Consider the following 14,452-nt stretch of genomic DNA (forward strand, 5'->3'; position numbering starts at 1 on the left):
TATCTTGAAAGCCTTGACGATAATCGGAACCCTTGCTATAATAAAGAGGTTCTAGAGATATGGCGCAATAGCCAAGTGGTAAGGCACGGGTCTGCAACACCCTGATCACCAGTTCAAATCTGGTTTGCGCCTTTATTAAAAAATGAAAATTTCTTGATTAACAAAACCGGCATCAGCATTAGCTGATGCCGGTTTTGTTATATTATATACCTTATATTTGTTGATATTGATTCATTTATTTAACTTTTTACATGGCGAGCTGCTTGATACTTTAGAATAAAATTTGTGATAATAATAGTAAAAATTACGATAATAAAAACTTCTGTGAGTCCGGATATCCAAGTTTCAGGAATCTTTAATAATACGAAAATTTCGTTGACATATAATCTTACTGGACAATGTATCAGAAACCAATATTTAGTTGCAAAGCCTAATTTGACATGTATTTTATTGGATATAAATTTTGAAATTTTTCCAGCTTCAAAAGCAAAAATTAATATTAATAATATGCACAGAATATAGTCTATAAAATATTTCAAATAAAAATTCATATGAAGGCTGTTTCTAAAAAAGAACCAAAATACATTAAATGCAGTAATAATAAATTCGTGTAAGGTATTCAATGAAATAAGTTTTTCGGACATAATGTTCATAATATCACAAAGCAATATACCGGAAATTAAATAAAAAATGCGTAAATATGGTGAAGAGTATGATAATGTATTGAAAAAAGTTCTACTTTCGATAAATTTAAAAAGAAAATATGTTATAAGTAGTAAAAAAGTGTTAACAACAAAAGTTATATAAACAACAGAATGTTTTTTCTTAATCTTTTCATTTATTTTAAGTAATAGAGGGCAAAAAATGTAAAGAATAAATAGAGTGGAAAGAAACCAGCTGACAGAGTTTAGTCCATTGCTCAGTTGTGATATGCCGGTAGCTGATTGGAGTAAAGAAATGTTTAGTAAAAGTTTAAATATATTTATTATAAATGTAATTATAATTCCATTATTATCTATAATTCCCAAATAAATACAGTAGGGTAAGCAAATAAATAATAAAGTAATGTATAATGGATATATTTTTCTTATTCGACTGACACCATAATGTACAGAAGAAAAAATCGTAACAGATTCGTTGTTCTCCTGATAAGAGTGTGCCAGAAAATCCTGAAAGAATAAAGAAAAAATTGACGGCAAGATTTGCATTATGGAAGTAGCTAGAATATATATGACCATTAGGAAGAATGGATAAAAATTACATATGAGAAAGCATGATTATTACCATCATATAGAATCGTAATCCTGTAAGCGAATTATATTTTTTAATTTTAATTATCTTTTGTTCTATCATAATTATATATTTTAGAAAAAGTAATCTATTAAGTCAATAAATTTTAAACAATAATATGTATAAAAATAATTGTATAGTGTGGGGTGAATCGAGCAGAAGTCTGTAGAGAAATATTGCACATTCTATTTTTATTTTTATAGAAAAATAGTAGTAGATATGATATACTGTCAACAAAAAAGAGTGAATGAAAGGATGTTAAAATGAATAAGAAAATTATAGCAATGATAACAACATTGGCATTTATTATAACAATGATGGTACCAATTATGGGTGCCTCGAATGGTGACAACTGGCAGGATGATAATGCTCCTTGGAACATTAGTATTTCTAATGCAAAATTATTGGGAAGCTATCAGTTGGGAACATCAAAAGAATTTCAGTTAGAATATTATCCATCGGGAAGTGTTGGCTTAAAGGCAATTAGACATTTAGAAATTACAGGTGATTCAGAAGTTTCAGATTTTGAGTATTATGAGAATGAAAAGTGGAATGATGTTAGTACATTTTCATCAGAAATAACATTTAATACCACAACAATGCAAAAAGTCCGAGTTACATTTCATCAGGCAGGTATATATACAGTTAAGTTTTGGGCAACTTCGATATCAGGAGAACAATCAATTGTTTCCAAAAGGGTGATATCTGTATCAGACGAAGGAATCATGCTATATGTGGAACAGCAGACTACAACAGCGGAAATTCCAACAGACGAAACAACTGGAGATGTTCCAACGCATGAGGTACCATCAGATGTGACGACGGCAGAGATTACATCGGACGAGCCTACAACGAAAGAAATGAAAACAACTGAGGCGCCAACAAAAGGAAAAACAATAAAAGTAGGAAAGACAAAAATAAAAAAGGCAACAAAGAAAAAAAGCGCAAAAAAGGCAAAGATTTCGTTAAAGAAAGTTAAGAATGCCTCAGGATATCAAATTAAAATTTCAACATCAAGCAAATTTTCAAAGAAAAAGACGATAACAAAGATTACAAAAAAAACAAATTATACCGTTAAAAAATTGAAACCAGGCAGAAAGTATTATGTTAAGGCGAGAGCATTTATTAAAAAAGGTAAAACAAGAACATATGGTAAATGGTGTAATAAGAAAAAAATTAAATTTACAAAATGATAAAATAAATAAAGATTTCACATGATATGAGTGTGAAATCTTTTATATCATTATAAAATTATTATATTATAAGAGGAGAACAATATGCAGGGCTTCAATTTTAGTATGGGAGGTAATGTTCTTTTAAAAGATAGAATTTCGGTTAAAAGAGTTCTGATAAGTTTTTTAATTGTTGCAGCTATAGAATTTGCAGCATTTTATGTATTACTTCCACCATTTAATATACATTCCATAGAATTTTGGCAGTTTCAGGGATTTTTCATTCTTGTATTTCTGGTTTTAACGATTTCCTTACCGGATAAAGAGAGATTTGCAGTAAAATATAATATAATAACTAAGATTGCAGGCATCATATTAATCTTAGGAGTTTTCGTTGTTATTATAGGTAATATTATTTCGGCAAAGATTTTTAATGCGCATAAATACTCTTCGTTGATAGATATAAATAACACTAAGTTTGAGAATATAATTCAACCTTCGGATAAAATAAGTGATATAGCTCTTATGGATACAAGCAGTGCGAGAGTCGTAGGGCAAAGAGCTATAGGTGCATTATCAGATGTAGTAAGTCAGTATGAGATAAATGATGATTATAGTCAGATTGCACTGGATGGAGCTCCTATGAAGGTTGCGACTCTTGAATATGCAGGATTTTTTAAATGGTTTAACAACAGAAAAGAAGGAATCCCGGGATATGTTTTGGTGGATGCGGTAAAATTTGAAGCCGATTATGTGAAGTTGGAAAAAGCAATAAAATATACCGAATCAGGCTGGTTTAACGATAATCTGGAAAGACATTTGCGTTTTAAATATCCTACTGCGATTTTTGAAGGTTATTATTTTGAGCTGGATGAGGATGGTAATCCATACTATATATGCCCCACAATGACTGCCAGAGTAGGATTGTTTGGGGGCTATGATGTCAATGGAGTTATTATATGTGACCCATGTACAGGCGATTGTAAAAAATATAGTTTGGATGAGATTCCAAGGTGGGTAGACCGGGTTTATGATGGTGATTTGATTCAGACAAAATACAATTGGCACGGAATGCTGGCAGATGGTTTTTGGAATAGCATTATTGGACAGAAAGATTGTAAAAAGACAACGGATGATTACGGATATAAAGTAATTGATAATGATGTATGGATTTATACAGGGGTTACCTCTGTAATTGATGATTCATCTAATATTGGTTTTGTCATGGTGAATGCCAGAACCGGAGAGGCATGTTATTTTAATGTTGCCGGAGCCGAGGAGTTTTCGGCAATGGAAGCTGCGGAAGGGCAGGTACAAAACTTAGGTTATGATGCAGCGTTCCCATCACTTATAAATATTGACGGAAGACCGACATATTTTATGGTATTAAAGGATAAGGGAAATTTAGTAAAACAATATGCTTTGGTTGATGTAAAGAAATATAGCATCGTTGCCACAGGAACTACGCAGGCAGAGACCTTAATCACATACCGTAAGTTATTGAAAGAGAATGGAATAAATACGACTAAAAAAGCGGAAGATTTATCAAAACTTTATGATTTTGCAGAAATCATAGTTAAAAGTGTTCAATATGTTAATTTAACAGATGGAACATATGTATATATTTCAGATGAGTCAGGAAATGTTTATAAAGAAAAGTTTTCGGAAGACGAGGCATTAGTTTTTATTCAAGAAGGAAATAAAATTAATATTTATTATGATACGAACGAGGATACAGGCATACGAAACATTCAGGCTTGGGAGAAAAAAGAAAATGGAGAAAACGAGAGATAAATTATTTAGATGTGGGACTACATTTATTTGTATTGTTTTAATGATATCCATGTGCTGGAACTTAAATGTTATAAATGCAAAAGAAAAAATACAGCTTTCTAATACATCATTAGAACTTGATAAGGGAACATCAAAGAAACTAAAGCTTCTGAATGTACCTTCGAATGCGACAATAAAGTGGAAGACAACAAATAAATACGCACTCACTGTATCCAAAAAGGGAAAGGTAAAAGCCGTTAATTCCGGTAATGCCGTTATTAAAGCAACATATAAAGGAGTGACATATACTTGTGCAATAAAGGTTCCCGATCCGGATAGGAAAATCAGAATCAATTGTTATAATGTAACGCTAAATGAGGGAAAAACATTTCAGTTGGCAACAAAATCAACAAGACCGGTGACATATCAGTCGGAAAACGAGAGTATTGCGACGGTAGATACCAACGGATTGATTACGGCTGTAAACCCGGGTGTTACAACGATAACAGTCAAGACAGAAACAACATATACCAGATGTACGGTAAATGTAGATTCTAATGATGTCACAGTCACAAATTCTAATTGGCTTACCAATAAAAAAGTTACGGGTGTAAGGCGTCTGACTAAGAAAAATCATATTGTATATGACAATATTACTTGGGCAAAAAATAAGGATATAACTTTTAAGATTGATAATCTGGATGAGAATAACATAAAAAAATGTGTTTGGAGTTCGACAGATGAGACAATTGTGTCAGTGCCGAAGAATAGAAAAGATAGTAAAATTATTGCAGAAGCACGCACATTAAAACAGGGAACAGCAATTATTCGGGCAACGGTTACAGATAAAGAGGGAAATGAAAATATATATTCGAATTATGTATATGTGTCGGCACCATCGGTTAATACAAGCAATGTTATTGTTTATGGGCCAAGTGCAGGTGAGCATAGACAACAGTATATATCCTTTGCAGGATTGAATAAATATAGTAAAGTGAAATGGAGCAATTCCAATACGAATTTAGTAACGTTTACAGAGTACAATACGAAAATTGCATTGTCAGGTTTAAAAGAGGGAAGCGGTACAATTACTGCCTCTGTAGATGGTAAGTCATATAAAATAAACTACGTTGTAATAAATCCTGTGTTTGGGAAAATAGCGGCAGTGATACCAAAGGGAAAGACAACAAGGTTATCTGTTTCAGGTATCAAAGAAATAATTCCACTATACTCTATTAGAAATAAAAATGTAGCGACAGTTAAAAGTGATGGAACGATAAAAGGTAAAAAATCCGGAGTTACATATTTGGATGTTAAAATTGGAAGTTGTACGTTTAGCTACAGAGTTGAAGTGGCAGCTAAGGGAGTGAAAAAAATTATCGATAAGGCTACATATATCGTAAATCACTGGAAATACAGTCAGGCAAAAAGAATGAAAAAGGGTTATTATGATTGTTCTGCCTTAGTATGGAAAGGATATAAGGCATATAAGAGTTACCAAAAGAGGCTTGGCAGTAAGTATTCAGCCCTGCCGGCAGGAGAGTTGTTTGATTATTTATATAAGAAAGGTCAAATAGTATATTTTGGCTATATTGGTACAGACAATATGAAACCCGGAGATTTGATTTTTTATGGAGATTATGCGAGCGCAGTGCGATATAGCACACCGGGGAGAACGCTTGATATATATCATGTGGCTATGTATGCCGGACATGGCCAGGTAGTTGAAAAAGGCGGTCAGACCATGAACTATAATAATATAAGGCATATAGTAGGAATAGGAAGGGTGATAGATTGATGGAATATGATATAGGAAATATTGTGACATTGAAAAAAGGACACCCATGTGGAGCAAATGAATGGGAAATTATACGAACCGGTGCAGATTTTAAGTTAAAATGTAAAGGCTGCGGGAGGATTGTTATGATTCCCCGTAAGGCTTTTGAAAAAAGTGTAAAGAAAATAATAGAATAATAAAAGGCATATAGTTTATTACGAGCTATATGCCTTTTATTTAGCTATTGACAAAATATTAAAACACATGTATTATTGTATTAATCAATTAATACAATAATACGATGATAGGAGGAAAGATAATGCCATGGGAGTTAAAGAATGACAGACCCATATATACACAGCTTTTGGAACAAATAGAACAGAAAATTGTTACAGGAGAGTATTCACTTGGCAGTAGAATGCCCTCAGTGAGAGATTTAGCAGCAGAGGCTTCGGTTAACCCCAATACCATGCAGAGAGCAATGACGGAACTGGAAAATAGAGGGCTTATTATCACCAATAGAACTTCCGGTAGAAGTGTCACAGAGAATATGGCTGTAATTAATCAGATTAGGGAAAGCAGGGCGATTCAATATACAAGAGAGTATGTGGATAGGATGACGGAGTTGAAGTATGGAAAAAAAGAAATGATTCATCTAATTGAGAAGGGAGAAAATAAATGAACGTTTTATTTGAATGTAAAGATTTAAAGAAGAGTTATGGAAAAAAGCAGGCGTTAAAGGGCATTACATTACAAATTGAAAGTGGTCAGATTATCGGACTTTTAGGGCCCAATGGTAGTGGAAAGACGACTTTAATTAAAATTGCAAATGGATTGCTGACACCAAGTGGGGGAGAGATAACCATTAATGGAAAAAATATAGGAATAGAAACGAAGAAGATTGTTTCATATTTGCCGGAAAGAACATACTTAAATAATCGTATGAAAGTAAAGGATATGATAAAGTATTTTAAGGATTTTTATGAGGATTTTGATGTGGAAAGGGCATATGATATGCTTTCGAAGTTAAATATAAATCCAGAGGATAAGCTTAAGACAATGTCAAAGGGAACAAGAGAAAAAGTTCAATTAATATTGGTTATGAGTAGGAAAGCACAGGTGTATTTTTTAGATGAGCCAATCGGAGGCGTAGACCCGGCAGCAAGAGATTATATACTTAATACCATTATCACAAATTATAATCCTGAGGCATCGGTTATTATTTCAACACATTTGATTTCGGATATTGAGAAGGTCTTAGATGATGTAATAATGATAAAGGATGGAGAGCTGATTATGCACAAAAAGGTAGATGACATAAGAGAAGAATACGGAAAGTCAGTTGATGAAGTTTTTAGGGAGGTATTTAGATGTTAGGAAAATTAATAAAACATGAATTTAGAGCTACTGCCAGAGAGGTTTTGGGGTTATATGCGATTGTGCTGGTTATTACAGTTGTATTAAAAGGTATGTTGGAGATTCAGAATATATTTCATGTGGATAATGGGATTATGTCAATGCTGACAGCGGTAACAATATTTGCGTTTGTTTTAGGGATTATTGCCGTGATATTGGGGTCGTTCATACTAATGATAAAAAGATTTTACGACAATATGTTAAAAGATGAGGGGTATTTGTCTTTTACACTTCCGGTATCTGTCGGACAGCATATTGCCAGTAAGTCTATTATAAGTTATGTGTGGATGATTTTATCGTTCGTTTTTGTGGGACTTATGCTTGTTATTTTGGGACTTGGAGATAATGAGCTGATAGGAGCTATTAAAGATGTTTTCAGTGAAGCTGTCAAAATGATTCAAGAGACAAATTCAATGAAATATGTTGTTGAAGTAATTGTGATGCTGTTGCTTACAGGATATGTATATATAAGTATGGGGTATGCATGTTTTAGTATAGGACAGACGTTTGGAAAGAATAAAATACTTGGTGCATTTGTATCTTATCTTGTAATATACTTTATAGGGCAAATTGTAAGTGCTATCTTTATGGTAATATTATTTGGCAGTAATATGGATGCATTAAATAATGCGGAGATGACAAAATCCTTTTTCCAGCCATTGATGATATTTTCTATAGTTTTTGCAGTAATAGAATGTATTGTATTTAATATTATTACACATGTTATGTTAAGTAAAAAATTAAATTTACAGTAAAAGACAAAAAGCCCTTGTGAAGAGGGCTTTTTTGTGTTAATATATTGTTTCGTGATATATTATAATTCCTTGCTTTTCCATATAAAGAGGGGAAAGCCAGAGACCAGAAGGAGGTAGAAAGCATGAACAAATATGAATTAACAGTTGTTGTTAGTGCAAAACTTGAAGATGAAGGAAGAGCAGCTGAATTAGATAAGGTAAAAGCACTTATTGAAAAATTTGGCGGTACTATTGCTAACATTGATGATGCTGGAAAGAAGAAATTAGCTTACGAAATCCAGAAGATGTCAGAAGCATATTATTACTTCATCACTTTTGATACTGATAACACAGATGCGCCAAGCGATATAGAAAACCAGCTTCGTATTATGGAAAATGTTATCAGATTTATGTGTGTTGCAGTTGAAGCATAGTTTGAGGCATGAAAGAGGGTTCAAATGAACAAAGTTATTTTGATGGGTCGTTTGACGAGAGAACCTGAAGTCAGATATTCTACATCAGGAGACAGTCAGTTGGCCATTGCCAGATATACATTGGCAGTAGACAGAAGATTTAAAAGAGATGGAGAGCAGACAGCAGATTTTATCAGATGTGTTGCGTTTGGTAGAAGTGGTGAGTTTGCAGAAAAATATTTCCATCAGGGAACAAAAATAGTAGCAGAGGGTCGTATTCAGACAGGAAGCTATCAGGATAAGGATGGTAAGACAGTATATACCACAGAGGTGGTTGTAGAGAATCAGGAGTTTGCTGAGAGTAAAGCTGCATCGGATAATGCAGGATTTCAGGCACAGCCTGCAGCATCAGCACCTACAGCTCCGGCAGGGGATGGATTTATGAATATTCCGGATAATGTTGATGATTCAGGTTTACCATTCAATTTTTAGTAATCTCTAGTCATTAGGACAGGGAAAATCATAAGGAGGTAAAGCGTTATGCCATATAATAAAAGCGAGAGACCGGATTCTCCAATGAGAAGAAGAGGCGGTCGTAGAAGAAAAAAAGTTTGTGCATTTTGTGCAAATGAAAATAAAGCGATTGACTATAAAGATGTAGCTACATTAAAGAGATATGTATCTGAGAGAGGTAAGATTCTTCCTAGAAGAATGACAGGAAACTGTGCAAGACATCAGAGAGCTCTTACAACAGCTGTTAAGAGAGCAAGAAATATCGCATTAATGCCATATACAGTTGAATAAATAATGATTATTAAAGGCTTTCCCGAGAGTGGGAGAGCCTTTTTTAGTGCCTCTTTTGAAAAAAATAAAATAAATTGTGAAAAAGTGTAACCAACTGCGAAAAAATGATAGATTATAGGTAACAAGGTGATAACAAAGGAGAATTTCATGGAAGACACTAAAATTATAGACCTGTATTGGCTACGCGACGAGAGAGCAATTATAGAAACGGACTTAAAATATGGAAAGTTGTGCAGGCAATTGGCAAAAAATATATTATTTAATTGGGAAGATACAGAAGAAGTTATGAATGAAACCTATTTAGGTGTATGGAATGCGATTCCGCCGAGCAGACCACAGTATTTAAAAACTTTTATATGTAAGATAACTAAGAATATTGCTATGAAACAGGTAAGGTATTACCATGCAGGTAAAAGAAAGACGCAAGGGATTGTGTCACTGGATGAAATTGAGGAAATTGTTTCAGGAAAAAGTAATATTGAGAACGAATATGAGAAAAAAGAAATCACCGGTTTTATTAATGAATACCTTCGAGATATCGATTTGGAAAAGAGAAATATTTTTTTAAGTAGATATTGGTATTATAATTCAATTACTGAAATTGCAAAAATATATGGCATAAGTGAAAGCAAAGTTAAGACAACTTTATTTAGAACAAGAAAAAGGTTAAAAGAATACTTAAAGGATAAGGGGGTGGAACTATGACAAGAGAAACTTTGTTGGAGTGCATTAATAATATAGACGAGGATTTGATAGAAAGTGTGCCAATCGAAAAAGTTATTAAAAAAGAACATAAAAAAAGATATATAAAGTATATCGCATTGGCAGCGTGCATTGTGGCGGCAATTGGAATGGGGAGAAATGTGGTTTGGAAAACGAAAGAACAGGTGAACAATAAAATAGCTGAGTCGGAACAAGCCACATCAAAAAAGCAGGAAGTATTAAGAGGAGTGGGAGACGGTACAGAGTTTTTGTACAATAACAATAATTATAGAGTAGTAGAAAATGAAGAGTTTCTAATATCAAATAGTTTGCCGATGTCAGTAGCGAAAAAGGACACAGGTAATTGTTTGAAAAACAACATCGGGGATATCAACAATAATATAATCATAGGGGATTTGTACGAGTACAAAAACTGTAATGACTGGTCTGTGCTTGTAGTAAAATTATTGAATGGAACATATAAACTGGCAGTAGATGAGGAAAAATATTAAAAGAGGTGAAAATTATGAAAAAGAAAATTGTGGTAATTTTTATGGTAATGGCAGTTGTTTTGTCGGGGTGCGGAAATCATAGTGCGCAAAAGAAAAAAGAAGAAACTACGATACCGGAAAAAATAGAGATAAGCACAGAGGAGAAGGCGAAAGATAACACTGTAATAAAAAACAGTGGAAAGCTTATTATAAAAGATGGAAAAATCATAAAAGGAAAGAAAAATTGGAAAGATTTTTTGAAAAAAACAGGAAATTCCACTAATGAACCGACAAAAATTACAATTAGGCAGTATTATGATGATGAATGTATAAATTCGGTATTAAATTACGATGGACAAAAATATTCGTTGCAGTACGAATCTGAAAGAGGAGAGGAAAAGAAATATAAGTATTTAGTAGAACGAAGAGGGAAATTGCGGAATGCAGCCTGTGAAGATTATGGTTTTTACTTGGTGAATGATGACAGTCTGACTTATGAGCAGTTAATGTGGAGTGTTTTGAGTGGCAATAGTAATGATTGGATAGATTTTCAAACAGTCTTTATGGAAGTGACAGAGTTATAGTGAATACCGGACGAATTATTCGTCCGGTGTTTTAATATCCCATGCACTGCGATAGTAAAGGTCACGGTATTTTTTAGGCGTCATACCAACCTGTTTTTGAAATACCTGCGTAAAGTGGCTCTGCGAAGAGAACGATAAATAATTTGCAATTGAGATTAAGCTATAATCACAGTATTTTAGAAGATTTTGTGCCTTTTCTACTTTTTTTTCACGGATATAATCGCTGATAGAGGTTCCAAGCTCCTGCTTAAAGAGATGTGATAAATAACTCTCAGAAAATCCGGTATAATCAGCTAAGTCATTTATCGTTATTCTCTCCTTTATATGAACATAAATATATTCGATGCATGTGTTAATGAGCTTAGAAGTTCCACCGCCGTTTTGCAGAAGTCGCATTTTTCCGGTAAAATCCAATACCATGCGGTCATGAAGAGTTGAGACTTCTTCTATTGTGTGAAGCAGGTCTAGCTTTAATATATAAAAATCACTCAGTCTGTATGCCTGTTCCATTTCCATTCCGGCAGAAACACAAAATCTTGTTATCATAGCAGTGGTAATAACAAAATGGTATTTTAGGTTTGTTACCGGGTCTCTGGATAATATCCCGACACCTTCGGTATCCATAAAACGCTGCTGTTCACAGTTTTTTCGTACAGTATTAATATCCCCGGAACTTACGGCATGATAAAAAGCAAGCTCCTCGTTTTGAGAGCGGTGGGATAAGTTTTCGTCATTATCTGTTGATTCAAATTGATACCATTCTTTTTGCATATTTTATTTAATATTCCTTTTGCTTTTGTATGAGATTATAGAGTACCAGTTTTAAATCATAAGAGATTTTATGAGATTTCCTATGATATAAAAATTATAACATGAATTTGATATTTTTAGAATTAATTTTGTATATATTTCTTTGTTTCATGTATAAAATTATAAATATAAAGTAGAGGAGGAGATTAATTGTGATAAAGAAAACAATATCATTTTTAATGTGTTTCATTATGGTAGTTGGTGGATTGAATTTAGATTTAACGGTAGAAAATGTTGCGGCTGCGCAATTTAATGGTACACATTTCGCTATGGAGTTTAACGGATATGATTCCGGAGCCATGGAAAAATCCAATGGATGGTCCAATGGGGGAATGTTTAATTGTACATGGAGAGATAGTAATGTTTCTTTTTCTGGTGATGGAATTATGAATCTAAAAATTGATAGAGATGGAAATGGCGGATATTCAGGAGGAGAGTATCGTACACGACAGACGTTCGGATATGGAATGTATCAGGTTAATATGAAACCAATTAAAAATCCGGGTGTTGTATCATCATTTTTTACCTATACCGGTCCTACAGATGGCACAAGGTGGGATGAGATTGATATTGAGTTTCTGGGATATGATACGACTAAGGTACAGTTTAATTATTTTTCTAATGGAGTTGGAAATCATGAGCATATATATAATTTAGGATTTGATGCCTCAAAAGAGTTTCATACATATGGATTTTATTGGGGACAGGGTGTTATTACATGGTATGTAGACGGTAAGGCTGTGTATACAGTTACATCAGGTGATGTGCCGGTAACACCGGGAAAAATCATGATGAATGTATGGCCGGGAACAGGTGTTGATGGATGGCTTCAGGCATATAATGGAGCTACACCTCTGACGGCATATTATGATTGGGCGGTATACGATGCTCCGGGTTCCGGTTCTGAGCCACAGACAACGAAACAGCCTGAACCGACAAAACAGCCGGAAACGACAAAAAAACAAGAGCAAACTACCCAGGCCTTGGAAAATGGATATGTATGGGCAGGAGCAAATTGGAATGAGTTGGATTTCTGGTCACCATATTTTGCATCCGGATGGGCAGGTGACCCGACCGGAAATTATAAAAATGGACACTCTTACAATGACTTTATATTAAGGATTTCTAAGGCAAGCACGCAGGAGTGGGGGGTTCAGATGAAAACAAAATCTCTGGCGGTAGAGGCAGGGAAAACATATAAATGCAAGATTGCAGCGCAATCTAATATGGCAACAGCAAATAATATACGATTAAAAGACGACATTTCGCAGAGCGAGGTATTAAAAACTCTTAATGCCGGGATGAATTATTTTGAATTTCAGTTTACGGCAGGAAGTTCGGCACAAATTTTCTTTGATTTGGGAATGGCGCCGGCAGGCTTGGAATTTGCGGTGAAATCTTTTTCATTAGAAAAGGTTCAGGAAGAGACACAGCCACAAACGACAAAGACACCGGAACCACAGACGACTGAAAAAAAACCAGAGGAAAGTACGAATGCATCTGAGCCTACATTCCAGACACTCGCTTGTGATGGTGAATCAGGACTTTCATTAGAGTATGCGATTGTGTCAACAACAATTGAGGGGTTAGTACCTTGGTATGGAGATGCAGGAAATACATTGAGTTTGCAATTTACAGCAGCTGCAGGAAATATAACAGATATCACAGTGAATGGACAAAAGGCAGCGGATGATATGATAGTAGAGAAAGCACTAGGATTAGTCAAACTTAACCCGACAAAGCTTGCCAGCAATGCCGATTCTACGATTAAAGTTGTTACAGAAAGCGGCGAGTTTACAATTGTGATAAGAAAGGGAGCGTCATCAGAAAAACCGACAGAGAAAGAGACAACAGGTGCAGTTGTAATTGGAGATGGAATAGAAATAAATGGATATCAGGTTAGTGCGACCACAAAAGGAATGAGGACTGTTTATTCTGTTGACAGTACAATTAAAGGAAAGAAGGTTGTACGCTCAGGTATGCTATATTCACTTTATAAATATGCTACAGAAGAAGAATTAAATGTTAACAGCACAAGTAAATATGTTAAACGTGTTGATAGTACAAGTGCCGGAAAATTAAATGAGGTAATATCTAATTCGGACATTGCTTCAAGTTATGCAATGACAGTGAAATTCTCATCTAAAGAGGCAGCAGAATTTAATGAGGGATGGAGAATTCGTGCGTATGCAGAATTAGAAGATGGTACATATGTGTACACAAATTCATGTACATATACGATTTATGATATTGCGGATAATTTATATCAAAGCAGTTCTATGACAACAAAAGAACATCACGAGTATTTATATACTGATATTTTATCAATAGTAAATAAAGATTATGAAGTAAAAGAGTATCAATGGAGCAATTCCATGGTAAAAGCATAGCGCATATAAAAAATAGCTAAATATTATCACTTAGAGTGATTATATTTTATAAAGGGGAAATGTTATATAGAGAAATATAAGAAGTGGATATTTTAG

Annotated in this window: 15 protein-coding genes, 1 tRNA gene and 1 pseudogene; 15 read left to right on the forward strand and 2 right to left on the reverse strand. The window is 34.0% G+C overall.

The annotated features are described in order from the left end of the window. The first annotated feature begins 61 nt into the window (after positions 1 to 61). Positions 62 to 132 (forward strand) — tRNA-Cys (locus Q5O86_RS06500). Between the two features lie 107 nt (positions 133 to 239). Here Q5O86_RS06500 and Q5O86_RS10915 read toward each other — a convergent pair. Beyond that, positions 240 to 1,238, reverse strand: a complete 999-nt coding sequence (locus Q5O86_RS10915; protein WP_368074750.1) for an acyltransferase family protein — start codon at positions 1,236 to 1,238, stop codon at positions 240 to 242. A 315-nt stretch (positions 1,239 to 1,553) separates the two neighbouring features. Here Q5O86_RS10915 and Q5O86_RS06505 point away from each other — a divergent pair, with 315 nt between their 5' ends. From Q5O86_RS06505 to Q5O86_RS06565, 13 genes are all read left to right on the forward strand, one after another. Beyond that, entirely contained in the window at positions 1,554 to 2,483 is a 930-nt protein-coding gene (locus Q5O86_RS06505; RefSeq protein ID WP_302626334.1) for a hypothetical protein, read from the forward strand. 84 nt (positions 2,484 to 2,567) lie between these two features. Then, on the forward strand, positions 2,568 to 4,256 hold the full coding sequence (locus Q5O86_RS06510) for a hypothetical protein (RefSeq protein ID WP_302626335.1): 1,689 nt from the start codon (positions 2,568 to 2,570) through the stop codon (positions 4,254 to 4,256). Continuing rightward, positions 4,237 to 6,033 carry an Ig-like domain-containing protein gene (locus tag Q5O86_RS06515; protein ID WP_302626336.1) on the forward strand — a complete coding sequence of 599 codons (1,797 nt, stop codon included), beginning with the start codon at positions 4,237 to 4,239 and terminating at the stop codon, positions 6,031 to 6,033. Before Q5O86_RS06510 ends, Q5O86_RS06515 begins: the two co-directional genes overlap by 20 nt. Further along, positions 6,033 to 6,209 carry a DUF951 domain-containing protein gene (locus Q5O86_RS06520; RefSeq protein WP_302626337.1) on the forward strand — a complete coding sequence of 59 codons (177 nt, stop codon included), beginning with the start codon at positions 6,033 to 6,035 and terminating at the stop codon, positions 6,207 to 6,209. Before Q5O86_RS06515 ends, Q5O86_RS06520 begins: the two co-directional genes overlap by 1 nt. Before the next feature lie 122 nt (positions 6,210 to 6,331). Beyond that, entirely contained in the window at positions 6,332 to 6,694 is a 363-nt protein-coding gene (locus Q5O86_RS06525) for a GntR family transcriptional regulator (RefSeq protein ID WP_302626338.1), read from the forward strand. Continuing rightward, a complete protein-coding gene (locus tag Q5O86_RS06530; RefSeq protein WP_302626339.1) occupies positions 6,691 to 7,389 on the forward strand; it encodes an ABC transporter ATP-binding protein in 699 nt (232 codons plus the stop codon). Before Q5O86_RS06525 ends, Q5O86_RS06530 begins: the two co-directional genes overlap by 4 nt. Then, positions 7,383 to 8,183, forward strand: a complete 801-nt coding sequence (locus Q5O86_RS06535; RefSeq protein WP_302626340.1) for a hypothetical protein — start codon at positions 7,383 to 7,385, stop codon at positions 8,181 to 8,183. The genes Q5O86_RS06530 and Q5O86_RS06535 overlap by 7 nt, the downstream gene beginning before the upstream one ends. A 122-nt stretch (positions 8,184 to 8,305) precedes the next feature. Next, positions 8,306 to 8,596 carry a 30S ribosomal protein S6 gene (gene rpsF / locus Q5O86_RS06540; RefSeq protein WP_302626341.1) on the forward strand — a complete coding sequence of 97 codons (291 nt, stop codon included), beginning with the start codon at positions 8,306 to 8,308 and terminating at the stop codon, positions 8,594 to 8,596. A 24-nt stretch (positions 8,597 to 8,620) separates the two neighbouring features. Next, positions 8,621 to 9,067, forward strand: coding sequence for a single-stranded DNA-binding protein (locus Q5O86_RS06545; RefSeq protein ID WP_302626342.1), 447 nt, complete (start codon positions 8,621 to 8,623; stop codon positions 9,065 to 9,067). Positions 9,068 to 9,115: 48 nt separating this feature from the next. Continuing rightward, entirely contained in the window at positions 9,116 to 9,379 is a 264-nt protein-coding gene (rpsR, locus tag Q5O86_RS06550; RefSeq protein ID WP_021953479.1) for a 30S ribosomal protein S18, read from the forward strand. 147 nt (positions 9,380 to 9,526) lie between these two features. Then, positions 9,527 to 10,084 carry an RNA polymerase sigma factor gene (locus tag Q5O86_RS06555; RefSeq protein WP_302626343.1) on the forward strand — a complete coding sequence of 186 codons (558 nt, stop codon included), beginning with the start codon at positions 9,527 to 9,529 and terminating at the stop codon, positions 10,082 to 10,084. Further along, a complete protein-coding gene (locus tag Q5O86_RS06560) occupies positions 10,081 to 10,593 on the forward strand; it encodes a hypothetical protein (protein ID WP_302626344.1) in 513 nt (170 codons plus the stop codon). The genes Q5O86_RS06555 and Q5O86_RS06560 overlap by 4 nt, the downstream gene beginning before the upstream one ends. Positions 10,594 to 10,607: 14 nt before the next feature. Beyond that, positions 10,608 to 11,156: a hypothetical protein gene (locus tag Q5O86_RS06565; protein ID WP_302626345.1), complete on the forward strand. Its 549-nt coding sequence runs from the start codon at positions 10,608 to 10,610 to the stop codon at positions 11,154 to 11,156. A gap of 15 nt (positions 11,157 to 11,171) precedes the next feature. On the opposite strand, the gene Q5O86_RS06570 is transcribed toward Q5O86_RS06565, so the two are convergent. Next, positions 11,172 to 11,927 carry a helix-turn-helix domain-containing protein gene (locus Q5O86_RS06570; RefSeq protein ID WP_302626346.1) on the reverse strand — a complete coding sequence of 252 codons (756 nt, stop codon included), beginning with the start codon at positions 11,925 to 11,927 and terminating at the stop codon, positions 11,172 to 11,174. A gap of 314 nt (positions 11,928 to 12,241) precedes the next feature. On the opposite strand from Q5O86_RS06570, the pseudogene Q5O86_RS06575 reads away from it, so the two are divergent. Then, a pseudogene (locus Q5O86_RS06575) lies at positions 12,242 to 12,841 on the forward strand (glycoside hydrolase family 16 protein); the annotation flags it as partial. Positions 12,842 to 14,452 lie beyond the last annotated feature (1,611 nt).

This window comes from uncultured Eubacterium sp. (genome assembly GCF_937958975.1).
GTDB lineage: Bacteria > Bacillota > Clostridia > Lachnospirales > Lachnospiraceae > Eubacterium_G.

What these genes read in the sequence shown, in the direction of transcription:
- Q5O86_RS06510 (WP_302626335.1), top strand. Translation starts at nt 2,568, where the DNA reads ATGCAGGGCTTCAATTTTAGTATGGGAGGTAATGTTCTTTTAAAAGAT.
- Q5O86_RS06560 (WP_302626344.1), top strand. Translation starts at nt 10,081, where the DNA reads ATGACAAGAGAAACTTTGTTGGAGTGCATTAATAATATAGACGAGGAT.
- Q5O86_RS06545 (WP_302626342.1), top strand. Translation starts at nt 8,621, where the DNA reads ATGAACAAAGTTATTTTGATGGGTCGTTTGACGAGAGAACCTGAAGTC.
- Q5O86_RS06535 (WP_302626340.1), top strand. Translation starts at nt 7,383, where the DNA reads ATGTTAGGAAAATTAATAAAACATGAATTTAGAGCTACTGCCAGAGAG.
- Q5O86_RS06515 (WP_302626336.1), top strand. Translation starts at nt 4,237, where the DNA reads ATGGAGAAAACGAGAGATAAATTATTTAGATGTGGGACTACATTTATT.
- rpsR (WP_021953479.1), top strand. Translation starts at nt 9,116, where the DNA reads ATGCCATATAATAAAAGCGAGAGACCGGATTCTCCAATGAGAAGAAGA.
- Q5O86_RS06525 (WP_302626338.1), top strand. Translation starts at nt 6,332, where the DNA reads ATGCCATGGGAGTTAAAGAATGACAGACCCATATATACACAGCTTTTG.
- Q5O86_RS06530 (WP_302626339.1), top strand. Translation starts at nt 6,691, where the DNA reads ATGAACGTTTTATTTGAATGTAAAGATTTAAAGAAGAGTTATGGAAAA.
- Q5O86_RS06520 (WP_302626337.1), top strand. Translation starts at nt 6,033, where the DNA reads ATGGAATATGATATAGGAAATATTGTGACATTGAAAAAAGGACACCCA.
- rpsF (WP_302626341.1), top strand. Translation starts at nt 8,306, where the DNA reads ATGAACAAATATGAATTAACAGTTGTTGTTAGTGCAAAACTTGAAGAT.
- Q5O86_RS10915 (WP_368074750.1), bottom strand. Translation starts at nt 1,238, where the DNA reads ATGGTCATATATATTCTAGCTACTTCCATAATGCAAATCTTGCCGTCA.
- Q5O86_RS06555 (WP_302626343.1), top strand. Translation starts at nt 9,527, where the DNA reads ATGGAAGACACTAAAATTATAGACCTGTATTGGCTACGCGACGAGAGA.
- Q5O86_RS06565 (WP_302626345.1), top strand. Translation starts at nt 10,608, where the DNA reads ATGAAAAAGAAAATTGTGGTAATTTTTATGGTAATGGCAGTTGTTTTG.
- Q5O86_RS06570 (WP_302626346.1), bottom strand. Translation starts at nt 11,927, where the DNA reads ATGCAAAAAGAATGGTATCAATTTGAATCAACAGATAATGACGAAAAC.
- Q5O86_RS06505 (WP_302626334.1), top strand. Translation starts at nt 1,554, where the DNA reads ATGAATAAGAAAATTATAGCAATGATAACAACATTGGCATTTATTATA.